Annotated in this window: 12 protein-coding genes; 3 read left to right on the forward strand and 9 right to left on the reverse strand. The window is 38.1% G+C overall.

Translation table 11 applies throughout. The features are described from left to right. Positions 1-3: 3 nt before the first annotated feature. Both B4Z90_RS14845 and B4Z90_RS14850 read right to left on the reverse strand, forming a co-directional pair. Positions 4-1,170 carry a putative sugar nucleotidyl transferase gene (locus tag B4Z90_RS14845; RefSeq protein WP_286802650.1) on the reverse strand — a complete coding sequence of 389 codons (1,167 nt, stop codon included), beginning with the start codon at positions 1,168-1,170 and terminating at the stop codon, positions 4-6. Positions 1,171-1,248: 78 nt separating this feature from the next. Continuing rightward, complete coding sequence (locus B4Z90_RS14850) at positions 1,249-1,497, reverse strand: type B 50S ribosomal protein L31 (RefSeq protein WP_046671774.1); 249 nt, start codon at positions 1,495-1,497, stop codon at positions 1,249-1,251. 225 nt (positions 1,498-1,722) lie between these two features. On the opposite strand from B4Z90_RS14850, the gene B4Z90_RS14855 reads away from it, so the two are divergent. Then, entirely contained in the window at positions 1,723-2,061 is a 339-nt protein-coding gene (locus B4Z90_RS14855) for a DUF2853 family protein (protein ID WP_046671775.1), read from the forward strand. Positions 2,062-2,085: 24 nt separating this feature from the next. On the opposite strand, the gene B4Z90_RS14860 is transcribed toward B4Z90_RS14855, so the two are convergent. Further along, positions 2,086-2,730 carry a carbohydrate-binding family 9-like protein gene (locus B4Z90_RS14860; RefSeq protein WP_286753184.1) on the reverse strand — a complete coding sequence of 215 codons (645 nt, stop codon included), beginning with the start codon at positions 2,728-2,730 and terminating at the stop codon, positions 2,086-2,088. Between the two features lie 78 nt (positions 2,731-2,808). Then, complete coding sequence (locus B4Z90_RS14865; protein WP_046671777.1) at positions 2,809-3,915, reverse strand: phosphotransferase enzyme family protein; 1,107 nt, start codon at positions 3,913-3,915, stop codon at positions 2,809-2,811. A 230-nt stretch (positions 3,916-4,145) separates the two neighbouring features. Here B4Z90_RS14865 and B4Z90_RS14870 point away from each other — a divergent pair, with 230 nt between their 5' ends. Together B4Z90_RS14870 and B4Z90_RS14875 are read left to right on the forward strand one after the other, a co-directional pair. After that, positions 4,146-5,492: a Gfo/Idh/MocA family protein gene (locus tag B4Z90_RS14870; RefSeq protein ID WP_286802652.1), complete on the forward strand. Its 1,347-nt coding sequence runs from the start codon at positions 4,146-4,148 to the stop codon at positions 5,490-5,492. 145 nt (positions 5,493-5,637) lie between these two features. Continuing rightward, entirely contained in the window at positions 5,638-6,930 is a 1,293-nt protein-coding gene (locus B4Z90_RS14875; protein ID WP_201638674.1) for a hemolysin family protein, read from the forward strand. A gap of 76 nt (positions 6,931-7,006) precedes the next feature. Here B4Z90_RS14875 and B4Z90_RS14880 read toward each other — a convergent pair whose 3' ends face one another. The 5 genes from B4Z90_RS14880 to B4Z90_RS14900 all read right to left on the reverse strand — a co-directional run bounded on the left by B4Z90_RS14880 (position 7,007) and on the right by B4Z90_RS14900 (position 13,489). After that, entirely contained in the window at positions 7,007-8,596 is a 1,590-nt protein-coding gene (locus tag B4Z90_RS14880) for a peptide MFS transporter (protein WP_286802654.1), read from the reverse strand. Positions 8,597-8,679: 83 nt separating this feature from the next. After that, positions 8,680-10,254: a peptide MFS transporter gene (locus B4Z90_RS14885; protein WP_112375590.1), complete on the reverse strand. Its 1,575-nt coding sequence runs from the start codon at positions 10,252-10,254 to the stop codon at positions 8,680-8,682. A 274-nt stretch (positions 10,255-10,528) separates the two neighbouring features. After that, on the reverse strand, positions 10,529-11,419 hold the full coding sequence (locus B4Z90_RS14890) for a TIM barrel protein (RefSeq protein WP_286802657.1): 891 nt from the start codon (positions 11,417-11,419) through the stop codon (positions 10,529-10,531). A gap of 22 nt (positions 11,420-11,441) precedes the next feature. Continuing rightward, a complete protein-coding gene (locus B4Z90_RS14895) occupies positions 11,442-12,170 on the reverse strand; it encodes a (Fe-S)-binding protein (protein WP_070566110.1) in 729 nt (242 codons plus the stop codon). A 20-nt stretch (positions 12,171-12,190) separates the two neighbouring features. Next, positions 12,191-13,489: an MFS transporter gene (locus B4Z90_RS14900; protein WP_286802660.1), complete on the reverse strand. Its 1,299-nt coding sequence runs from the start codon at positions 13,487-13,489 to the stop codon at positions 12,191-12,193. Between the last annotated feature and the right edge of the window lie 5 nt (positions 13,490-13,494).

Here is a 13,494-nt window from a genome sequence, read left to right on the forward strand (position 1 = left end):
GATTTAATTATATTTTTTGTTAAGTTGATTCAATTTATCTTTAATCTGCTCCGTGAGCTCTTCCCCTTTTGATGCATACAGCGTCTCCAGATATGCCATAAACTTATCAAATTCATAAGTCTGAGCACCTCCGTCAAACACCCAAGCAAATGACGGTACAAATTTAGCATAAAAACTTGTATCTGCTAGCATGCTTGCAATTCCAATTACTGTTCCTGTATTTAAAGCCGAATTGATGCCAAGGCGAGTATAGTCTCCAATAAAGGCACCGCATTTTAAAAGACCTGTATCCCGAACACTATCTAATGCATAATCGTAAATTGAAACAGTCTTTAAGTTATTCTTCAAATTGGAATTAGAGGTACCAGCTCCTAAATTACACCAATCTCCTATTACCGAGCATCCTAGATAACCATGATGCCCCTTGGCCGAAAAATCACCAATGACCGAATTCCCGATCTCTCCCCCAATAACACTCTGCTTCCCTACCGAAACATTCCCATAAATCGTAGCGCCCATTTTTACAACGGCTCCTTTACCAAGATATAATGGACCACGCAAATGCGCGCCCTCCATAATTGTAACATCTTCATCGATATATATGGGACCTTGTAGGGTATTGAGCGTAGCACATTCCATGCTAACACGATCAGCTACATAAAAATCATTACCCAACAATTGATTTGTTCCAGATATACTGGACGACTGAACACTTTGTACCAGATGATTGAAATCATGTGTTATTTCAGTTCCTGTGAGCAAAAACAGATCTTCTATCCCTTTTAATAGATCAACAGATATATCAACCTCTTGCACACGATAAGAGTCCTTATGCGTATAACAACAAGCTAAAACGTATCCGTCCTTTACAAGGACCTCTCCTACACGCAAGCGCTGTAGAAGCTGTAATAAGGCTACTGACGGAATAACGTTCTCAGACACCCATATAAGCCCCTCCTTATCCGCATCGTTGGCAACATAGTGTACATCAAATTTTAAAGCTAATTTTGCCCATTTCTCCCGTAAAGTCAGTATACCAACCCGAAGGTCCAAACAAGATTTCACGAAAGTAAATGGATAAAGACTCTTTCTATCAAAAGTAGTTAATGGGGTGCTAAGCTTATCCAACAATTGGATCGAATCAAAGCAATCTGTAAAGAAGATTTTCACAAATTAAAAATAACAAAAAAAACCCGACAAATTATATTTATCGAGTTCTTAATATTGTAATATACAGATCTGCTACAATTATTTTTTGTTGTAACGGTTACGGAATTTGTCGATACGACCAGCAGTATCAACCAATTTCATTTTACCTGTATAGAAAGGGTGTGATGTATGAGAAATCTCTAATTTTACAACTGGATACTCATTTCCGTCTTCCCATGTAATAGTCTCTTTTGTATCAACACAAGATTTTGTAATAAAAGCATAGTCATTTGACATATCTTTAAATACAACTAATCTGTAATTTGAAGGATGCAAATCTTTTTTCATTATTATTATGATTACGTATATTCAATTATTGAGGTGCAAAGATAACTTATAAAAATGTAACTTACAACAATTACGAAGAATAATTAGTTGAAATTTTCCACATTTTGGTTAACAGCACTTATCAAGGGCACAAATGTAACAATCTTTATCCTAACCAAAGAATAATTTTGTTTATCGACTTTTTTACCTAACTTAACTTACTACAATTAAATCACTTACATAATTATGAGCAAATTAGATGAAAAAATTGCTGCATATGTTGCAGAATCAAAAAAGCTAGGCTTATCATTAGATGAAGCATTTATTGCAAAAGTAACAAAAGGAATAGGACCTTCCATTTACAATGCAGACTCGGAAACCATTGCTGCATCAGATCCCGAAGAACTTAACCGTGTCAAACAAAACTTTTTGATCAAAAAATTAGGCCTAAAAGATGGCCCTGATTTAGACAAGGCACTAGAGGAAGTGATTACCGCTATTGGCAAATCCAATAAAAATAAATACCGTGTATTAGTATATGCTTTATTGGCAAAGAAATTCAAAAAAGAATCTGTTTACCAATAAGCATCACCTTTTTTCACTCAACTCCTAACCAAAGACCATTTCTCCAAAAAACTCAGGGAGATGGAAATTAGGAGTTGGGTTTTCTATTTTATTCCAAGATATAAAATGTGGTTGTTTGAGATGATCACCACATTTGTAAAAATTCCCATGTATCCGTTTACCTTTCAGGTCTACAACATTGTCAAACTGAAATACAGCAAGTGGAATGACCTCAATCATACTCCATCGCTTATCGGAACCATTACGCTCAATTAAAGAGTAAGTACGCACCTGTTCTATTGTTGTACTATCTAATCGATTTCTATTTGCCTTTTCGGCCGGACCATAACCGATCAAGCCTGTTCCAATTAGATTAAATTCCAGGTTATAATAATGTTCGCGTCCATCAAAAGAAATAAAGAACTCCACACAGCTATCTTCCCATACATTTTGATTTGTTTCGGAATAATTACCCCGAAGTTGTTCTTCGACGACATCATATTGCAACACAAGATACTCCTGGGTATAGCCAATCTTAAATTGTACCTCAGGTTTATACGGGAAAGATTCGCTCCAGTTATTAAACTCCAGCGAATGCGATTCAAAATTGCTCAAGAGCTTCGACAAAGTATGATAATCAAGTGTATTGGCCAGCTCCGCTGCGATAGGCAAAATGGTTAGTTTTTTCATTCGAATATTTTTTTACAGAAAAAAGAAGCTTCATCTACGCGATGGAAGCTTCTCAATATGATTAAAGGTATAAAATTGTTAAATGCAATCAAAAACTACCTTCCGCATAAATGCTTCATTCTTTTCCATCTCTTCAACCAATTTCAATTGCGTATTTGTACGCACCAGATTATGGTCATCATATTTAGTCTTGTAGTAATGATCTCCTTCCAAATAGTCCGTTAAGAAACGTACTCCTTGCATATAGGGCAATAAGAAGGCCCCATCGACTAATGTTTCTTTCTCTAAAGTTGTCAAGAAGTCATTAGCTTCCTCCAAATAACCTTCGGCATAGGCCTTATATAAGGCAAGATTTAGCAGAATTTTCGAAACATCCATCTCATCTTCGGCAACAGGGTTAATAATCGTCCGAATCGCATCTCCAAAATCGTATGCCACATAGCCTGGCATAACTGTATCCAAATCGATCACACATTGCATCTTATCGTGGCGATCTAAGAGCACATTATTAAACTTGGTATCATTATGTGTAATGCGCAGTGGAAGTTCCCCCTTGTTACCAAGTTCAAGAATGGTTTTCATTCGATCTTCACGACTAAAGATAAAATCCAATTTGTCCTTTACCGACGCTACACGTTGGCACACATCTTTAGCGATTGCTTTTCGAAGATTTTCAAGTCTAAACTCTATATTATGAAAGTTGGGAAGTACTTCAACGATCAACGAAGCATCTAAATCCGACAGCTGTTTTTGAAACAACCCAAAAGCACGGCCACCTTCGGCTGCTTGGACTTCAGTCTCTACAATATCATAGCTTTTCGTATCCTCTATGAGAATAAACATGCGCCAATAATTATCCTGACTATCTTTTATATATAATTCCCCACCTTTTGTAGGAACAATTGTCAATACATGATCGCTGATTCTTTTTCCTTCAGCGACTTTAACTTTTTTGCTAAGATGCTTGGTGACAATCTCAATATTATGCATTAATCCATCCACGTTCGGAAAAACATGGTGATTAATACGTTGTAATAAATGCGATATACCGCTATCTACAGTAGTAACTACACGATAGGTATCATTGATATGACCAGAACCAAACGGTTGCACTGAAATGATATCTCCTTCTAATGTGAATTGTTTTGCTGCGCTCTCTACTACTAATTGGTTAAAATCAGACATTAAACTATGTTTTTTAAATCATCAATGTGCTTGCAATATCACAAATTGAATTAATAAATGATAATTTTTATTTCAATCAAACGTTTGCATGAAATTTAATAAAATTAAGCAAACGTTTGCACTTTCATTTATCCCAAATGAAATAATATATTTGTTAATAGTACCCAGTCTCAAAGACTGTTTTCAAACAAGTAAATAACTAATATACAAACTCCTTATATCTCAAAACAATGGATAGAAGAAATTTCATAAAATCGACTGCCATCACTACAGCTGGAATCGGTGTCCTTTCAAGTACAGAATTATTTGCCCAAACAAATGGCAAGATAAAAATCGGTTTTATTGGTGTGGGTCTTAGAGGACGTAATCACGTTCAAATTGCCCTAAACAGAGATGATTTAGAAATTGTGGCTGTCTGTGACACCCAAGAAGAATCTCTAGCACAATGCCGTAAACAATTCAACGCAAAAGGCACCAAACTTCCAAAAGAATATACTGGTGGCGTTGATGCTTACAAAAAGATGTTAAGCAATGAAAAATTAGATGCTGTCATTATTGCAACACCTTGGCAATTCCACAAAAACCAAGCTATTGACGCAATGAAAGCTGGACTATACGTAGGTTGCGAGGTTATAGCAGGTCTAACGCTACAAGATCACTGGGATATTGTGAAAGTATCCGAAGAAACCGGAAAGCCTTACATGACCCTAGAAAATGTGGCATTCCGTCGTGACGTACTTGCTGTATTGAATATGCACAGACAAGGACTATTTGGTGAATTGTTGCACCTGGAAGGCGGTTATCAACACGATTTACGCGAAGTATTATTCAATGACGGAAAAGCGTATTATGGCCATGGCGTTGAATATGGCCCGAAAGCGATTTCTGAGGCACAATGGCGTACACAGTTCAATATCGATCAAGATGGTGATCTATATCCTACCCACGGTTTAGGTCCAATTATGCAATTTGCAGATATCAACAAGGGTAACAGATTCACCCATATCACTTCGTACTCAAGTAAAGCCCGTGGATTGGCAGCCTATGTCAATAAAGTTTCCCCAGGACACCCCAACGGTAAGATCAATTACAAAAATGGTGATATCACACAAACGATGTTACAATGTGCAAATGGAGAAACCATGTTATTAACGCATGATACACACTTGCCAAGACCTTACTCTATCGGCTTCCGCGTACAAGGAACAGATGGTATTTGGATGGATGTTGCAAAAGGTATTCACATCGAGGGTAAATCCAAACCACACACGTGGGATTCTGCAGATGAATGGGTAAAGAAATACGATCACCCAATCTGGCAAAAATATGAAGCGGTAGCAAATGGTTCTGGTCATGGTGGCATGGACTGGTTTGTATTCAATGCGTTCATTCAGGCAGTAAAACAAAAGGTACAGACGCCAATTGACGTATATGATTCAGTAACCATGAGTGCTGTATTCCCATTATCTACCGAGTCTATTGCAAAAGGAAATAAAACGTTGGAATTCCCTGATTTCACAAAAGGAAAATGGAAAACCAAGAAAAATACTTTTATGTTAAATGACAGTGGAATGTAATTGAAAAAACATTCTTATTATTATAAAAGCCGTATTGAAAGATATACGGCTTTTTTTATGGATGCTTGACATAATCATAATAATCCTACTTTTTAGCTGGTCTTTTCCGTAAATTAGCACTAGCAAACAACTTTTTCAACTCATTATGCTTACCGAAGCAATTATTATTTTAGTCCTGATTATTCTAAACGGAATACTATCGGCATCAGAAATATCCATCGTATCCAGCAGAAAGGCAAGGCTACAGGCTGAAAGCGATAAAAACAATGCGGCGGCCAAAATAGCGCTAAACCTAAAAGAATCGCCCAACAACTTTCTATCCACTGTACAAATAGGCATTACCCTTATCGGCATTCTAACCGGTTTTTTTTCTGGTGGTAGTATTTCCACATATCTAGTCGGCATATTTAATAAATCCAGTATTATAGCCCCCTATAGCGAACAGCTCGCTGTAATCATTGTCGTCTTTATCATCACCTACTTTTCGTTGGTGCTTGGTGAATTAGTCCCCAAACGTATCGGTATGGCTATTCCGGAGAAGTATGCCATGCTAATCGCTTATCCGATGAACCTGCTCAGCAAAATCGTACGACCATTTGTATGGCTACTCAGTATGTCGACAGAGTTTATTGTCAAAATACTCAATATCAAGAGTAGCGGCAATAGTGTCACGGAAGAAGAAATTAAGGCGCTAGTAGACGAAGGTGTCGACAGTGGTGTCATCGAAGGTATTGAGCACGATATCGTCGACCGTCTATTGAGTTTAGGAGACAAAAAGGCGGTCAACCTAATGACTCATCGCAAAAACATTGTTTTTTTGGATCTGGAAGATTCTTTTGAAGAAAACAGAAAGATCATACTGGACAACGATCATTCCATCTACCCGGTCTGTGAAGGTGGACTCGACAATATTAAAGGTGTTGTTCATGTAAAGTCTTTACTACGACAATGCCTCCAAAACGAACCATTTGATCTAAGAACGCTCATGTTACCCATCAAATTTGTGAACGAATTTAGCTCATCTTATAGCATCATGAATACCCTGCGCACCTCCAGTATACATCAGGCGGTTGTCATTGATGAATATGGTTCGCCACAGGGAATTATTACGTTACGGGATATCGTTGGCGATTTGGTAGGTAACATCACAGAAAGCGACCTAAGTGCCCGACCGACAATACGTCAATTGGAAAACGGCGATTATGTTGTCGACGGACAATATCAGATCGAGGACCTTTTGGATGAATTTGAAATCGGTCTTTCTGAGGAAGACGAAGATGAGATCAACAATGTAACTACTGTAGGAGGCCTAGTGTTCCTAAGATTAGATCACGTGCCCGAAGAAGGCGAACGTGTCCGATTTAAAAATCTAGTTTTCGAAGTGCTTGATATGGATGGCCACCGCATCGATAAACTACTTTTGAAAGTGGAGGAATAAAAGAATATAAAAAGCGGTTGGTTGATCGATGTACTGATCAGCCAACCGCTTTTATATGCTCACGTTCTACAACAATTTAGTTGATGCCGTGCATCATTTTTTTCAATAAGGGGTTAAAGATGATCAACAACAATGCAGTAACTCCCGGAACTATTGCAAATATCATAAAGAAGTAAGACATCGAATGTTCTTCTGTAATGCGATCAATGTATGACCCTAAAAATCCACCGATAAAATTGGCAATAGCCGAAGCACAGAACCAACAACCGAAAAGAAGTCCCAAAAATTTCTTTGGAGAAAGCTTACTGACATAAGACAAACCAACAGGTGACAAACAAAGCTCTCCTGCAGAATGGAAAAAATAGGCGATTACAAGCCAAATCATACTGACAGAGGCTGTCTTGGCACCTTGGGGAATTTCACTCGCCCCATAAGCCAATGCTGCAAATCCGATACCTACTAATATTAAGCCCAATGCAAACTTAACAGGACCAGACGGATTCCATATTTTTTCCCAGAATTTACTAAATGACGATGCCAGTGAAATGATAAAAAATGCATTCAAAATCTGAAACCATGAAGCGCCGACTTCTGATCCAGTTATTCCTATTTCTCTAAAGACTTTCCAAAGTCCCAAACACCAAATTATACCAAACGAAATACCAGTAAATAAAATCGTTAATGGATATTGTTTATATATCTTTCTAGCCAATGCTGTTAAAACAATTGTGACTATAACAATAGGCACAATGGTCAAAATAGTATCAATCCATTTAAACGTCACCGCCGAACTTCCAGACAGAACCCTTTGCGTATAGTCCTTGGCAAAGATTGACATCGATCCTCCTGCCTGTTCAAAAGACAGAAAGAAAACTACACTAGCCAACATGAATATGGTGACGACGATCAATCTATCTCGGACAACATGTGCTGGAATGACCTCTTCCTCTTCTTCGTGATTCTTGATCTTTTTTTCATGGTAAGCCCGAAGTGCTTTAGGAGAATCTCCGATGATACCAAATATCTTTTGTCCAAAATAGAATTGCAACATACCAAAGAACATAAACACTCCAGCAAGTCCGAATCCATAATGCCAACCGATCTTCTCACCAATGTAACCACATAATAGCATTCCTAAAAATGATCCGGCATTGATTCCCATATAAAATATGGTATAACCAGCGTCCTTTTTAGGACTTTGATCTGGGTAGAGATTTCCCACCATGGAAGAAATATTAGGTTTAAACATCCCGTTTCCTAGGATCATTAAGACAAGACCTAGATAAAAGAAATTTGAATTTACGCCCTCAAATGCCATAGACAAATGCCCCAAGGTCATGACCAAAGCACCGATCAAAATTGCCTTTTTAAAACCGGTTAGCTTATCCGCTATCATTCCACCGATCAATGGTGTCAAATAGACGAAACCAGTATACAAACCGTAAAGTTTCATGGCCCGTTCATTACTCCATTCCCATCCTCCATCAGCAATGGAACTTATTAAAAATAAGGTCAACAATGCCCGCATACCGTAGTAGCTAAACCGCTCCCACATCTCTGTAAAGAATAGCACAAATAATCCGGCAGGATGTCCATTTACCATCTTGTCATCGATCCCCTGCTTAGCAAGATGCGCTACAAGAACTTGATCTTTTTCTTGATTCATATAATTTCAATAATTGTTTTATAACTCAGGTTTTGTTTTTATTTTGATAAAAATCGCTTGAAGATACACTATTTTTCTATGAATTAATCAATTCCATGCATCATCTTTTTTATTTTTTTGTTGCCTAGAATAAGAAATACAGCAGCCACCATAGGGATCACTGTAAACACAGCAAAGAAGTAAGACATCGAATGAGATTCAGTAATCTTATCAATATACGACCCAATAAAGCCCCCTATAAAATTAGCTATGGCATTGGCACAAAACCAAAAACCAAACAATAACCCCAGGAATTTTTTGGGCGATAGTTTACTGACATAAGAAAGGCCAACCGGACCAATACACAATTCGCCCACTGTATGAAAAAAGTATGCCAATACCAGCCATATCATACTAACAGAGGCCGTCCTTGCACCGGTAGGAATCTCGGAGCTTCCAATAGATAGTGCCGCAAAACCAACTCCAACCAGTGTCAGTCCCATTGCAAACTTAATTGGACCAGAAGGATTCCATACTTTCTCCCAGATCTTACTAAATGATGTAGCCAGCGTAATGATAAAGAAAGAATTTAACATCGGAAACCAGGATACAGTAACTTCCGAATTCATACCATAATATTCCCGATAAACCTTCCAAAGACACAAGGACCAGATGATCACAAAAGAAATGCTCGAAAAAAGTATAATCATCGGGTATTTGCGTATGATTTTCTTCGCTAAAACAAACAGTACCCCAGTAATTACCACAATCGGCAAAACCGTCAATGCAGCGTCGAACCATTTAAATAAAACCGCCACGTCACCACTCAATACCCGCTGTGTATAATTTTTTGCAAAGATCGTCATCGAGCCACCCGCTTGTTCAAAAGCTAAATGGAAGACAATACTTGACAACATAAAAATGGCTATTACAAGCAAACGATCACGCACAATATGTTGCGGATTTTCTTCTTGACCCGCTGCAATATCGGTTAGCTCTTCTTGTTTCTCGGGTGTATTGCCAATCTTTCCGAAGATGCGCTGCGCAAAATAAAATTGCAACATTCCCAAAAACATAAATATTCCGGCAAGCCCAAAACCATAATGCCAGCCGATCTTCTCACCAATATAGCCGCATAGCATCATACCCAAAAATGCCCCTCCATTGATACCCATATAAAAAATGGTATACCCCGCATCCTTTTTACCGCCTTTATCTGGATATAATTTTCCTACCATCGAAGAAATATTGGGTTTGAACAGACCATTTCCCAAAACAATCAGCACCAACCCTGCCAAAAAAAAGCTTTTATTAAATCCCTCTAAAGCCATAGCGATATGCCCGAGAGTCATAATTACAGCCCCCACCATAATGGATTTTTTATATCCTGTAAGACGGTCCGCTATAATCCCGCCGAACAAGGGCGTTAAAAACACCATCCCGGTGTACAAACCGTAAAGCTTCATCGCTTCGGAGTTGGTCCAGCCCCATCCTTGTTGGGCGATAGTAGAAACTAGAAAATTCACCAACAGCGCCCGCATGCCATAGTAGCTAAAACGCTCCCACATCTCTGTGAAGAATAATACGAACAAGCCGGCTGGATGCCCTTGTACCAATACATGTTCCGCCCCTACTTTTTGCAAATGGGTTTCAAGAACAGCATTTTTTTCAAAATTCATGTTTTTTTAGTCGTTATTTTTCAAAATAAGGTAGTGCGATTTCCATTTATAAGTATACCATCAGTAAATGGAAAAATCCGATGGTCCTCTACACCAAGAAAGTAGTTATTCACTCATCTTCATATACTCAAGCAAGATAGTGAAGATTTTAATAGGTTTCTAACAAATGGACTTCAGTTTTTTTAGTTGTTGCATCCGAGCAACACATCAATTAAAACCTATTTAACTATTCGAGTTCTTTCCATTGACAGAAAAGAACTCGAATAGTTAAATTTTAAATCAAAGGACGCAAACGTTCCAATAATTTTTTAGTAGCAAAAATACCCTCTTCCTCACTCAACTTACTTCCCTCATATTCAATCCCCACATAACCTTTGAATTTTGCTTTTTTAACAATCTTCAACATACGCTCATAGTCAATTTGCGTTTCATTACCATTGGCATCAAAATCATGTGTTTTGGCACTCACACCATGCGCATAAGGCATTAAATCCGTTACACCTTGGTAACGATCATACTCATAGAAATTACCAAGATCGGGTAAACTACCACAATATTTACTACCCACTGCTTTTAATGTATTGGCCAACCAGTCACCATGCGAAGAGATACCACCATGGTTTTCTACAATAATGCTAATGCCCGCTTTTTTACCGATATCAGATAGTGTTGTTAAACTTTCAACAACACGCTTACTCACTTCCTCAGGCGTTCCTTTTCCAGCCGCATTGACACGAATGGCATGACAACCTAAGAAATTAGCTGCAGAAATCCACTTATAATGGTTTTGCACAGCTTGTTTTCTCTTTGTTTCATCTTCGTCACCGAGATTTCCTTCACCATCAATCATAATGAGTACATTACGTACACCATTATCTTTCGCGCGCATATTTAGCTCAGTAAGGTAATTATTATCATTAGCCTTATCCTTAAAAAATTGATTCACATATTCCACCCCATAGATACCGTATTTTTTGGCAGCCAATACTGGAAAATCAAAATTGTTCAAATCTCCCTTAAACAAGGATTTATGCAATGACCATTCAGCCAAGGAAATGTCAAACCAATCTTTCTTTGCTGCCGCAAAACTCTCCAATGAGGGAGCTAATGCTATACCAGCAGATGCTAGCGCAAGGTTTTTAAGAAAATCTCTTCTTGAATTCATGTGTTTAGATTTAATGTGTTATTTAAATATTTCCCCAGCCAGTGGTCAACACATCAACGAGGTGCATCGTCTGAATGGGTAATTTATGTTTATCGATATAAGATTGAAGCTGTAGCAAACAAGATGAATCAGTGGAAATAATATAATCCGCATTCAGATCAAGTGCATTGCGCACTTTTTGCTCAGCCATTGCTGCGGATATTCCTTCGAATTTAACGGCAAAACTTCCCCCAAACCCACAACATGTCTCGCTATCTTTCACCTCCACCATCTCCAAACCTAAGACCTTACTCAATAATTTCCGTGGTTCCTCTTTAATTTTGCACTCTCGCAAAGCCGAGCAAGAATCATGGTATACCGCAACACCCTCCAATTCAGCTCCAAAATACTCTTTTTTTAGCACGTTTACTAAAAAATCAGAGATTTCCATCACCTGTTGTTGTATTTTATGACATTGATGGGAATCTGCCGAATTTGCGAATAAATCATTATAAGCATGTCGTACCATACCAGTACAGGACGCCGAAGGAGAAATAATCACATGATCTCCCGAGAAGTCACCTAAAAACTTCCGTCCGACCTGTTTCGCATCATCCCAAAATCCAGCATTATAGGCCGGCTGGCCACAGCATGTCTGCTCAGGATTATAGACGACCTCGCAACCGACTTTTTCTAATAAACGAACCGTATTAAAAGCGGTTTCAGGGTAAAGCTGATCTATAAAACAAGGAACAAAAAGTTCTACTTTCATATGCAATTCAATCAATAAAATTAAGATTTATTGGATACTAATATCCGGACCAAAAGTAACAATCCAATTACAAAAAATAAAGAAAGAACCAATGCCGAATATCGAATATTATGTGTTACCTGTTCTATAAACCCGAATGAGAATAATCCAATGACAATAGCAACTTTTTCTGTAACGTCATAAAAAGAGAAGAAAGCCGTCGTATCTTTAATATCCGTCGGAATTAACTTAGAATAGGTTGAACGTGATAAGGACTGAATCCCGCCCATAACTAAACCGACCAGTGCAGCAATTATATAAAACTGAAGTGGAGTAGATAAATAAAATGCTGCAATACAGATGCCGATCCAGATCATCACCACAACGATCAACACCTTAATATTTCCAAAAAGCGTAGATAAATAAGACATTAAAAATGCACCTAAGATAGCCACGAGCTGGATGAGAAGAATTGTCGCAATCAACCTTTCTGCGCCTAAATGCAAAATTTTCTCTCCAAAAGAAGAGGCTACAATCATCAAGGTCTGAACACCAATTGCATAAAAGAAAAAAACCGGCAAAAACTGTTTTATTTCTGGAATACCTTTGATCTTTTGGATAACATGGCCGAATTCATCCCGTACATTCTGTACAAAACTCTTACCGGTGTTATTCTCGGTCGCATCAATTTTAGGCAGGTATTTAAAAGGGATCATTGAAAACCCAAGCCACCACAATCCGACCATTAGAAACGATATACGAGCCGGCAGTGAGGCATCTGTAATACCAAACCATTCAGGTTTAAGCACCACTATAAAACAAAGAATCTGTAAAGTAACACAGCCAATATATCCATAAGCAAAACCTTGCGCACTCACCTTATCTTGTTGATCGACAGTCGCCAAAAGCGGTAAATAAGAATTGTTAAACAAAACACCGCCAATATACCCCATCGCCGCAAGAACAAAACATATGATACCAATTTCCAAGGTTTCAAGCTTGAAGAAAAATAAGCACATACATGCAACCGCTCCAACATAGGTAAAGAATTTCATAATGTGTTTCTTTTTCCCCTTTGCATCAGCGTAGGAAGAAATAAAAGGCAAAGAAAAAGACATCAGCAAATAGGCAAAGGCCAAAGAAAAATTGGAAAGTGCGGTATTGACGACTTCAATCCCAAAGAAACGAACAACATCACCATGCTCTTTTGTCGTCGTAATTGCGGTATAGTAAACAGGGAATATCGTGGAAGTAATAACAAGGTTGTAAGCAGAATTGGCCCAATCGAACATGGCCCAAGAACGAATCAATTTTTTATTGTTTTTTACAATTGCTTCCATTTAAA

The organism is Sphingobacterium sp. UBA5639 (assembly GCF_002421245.1).
GTDB classification, from domain to species: domain Bacteria; phylum Bacteroidota; class Bacteroidia; order Sphingobacteriales; family Sphingobacteriaceae; genus Sphingobacterium; species Sphingobacterium multivorum.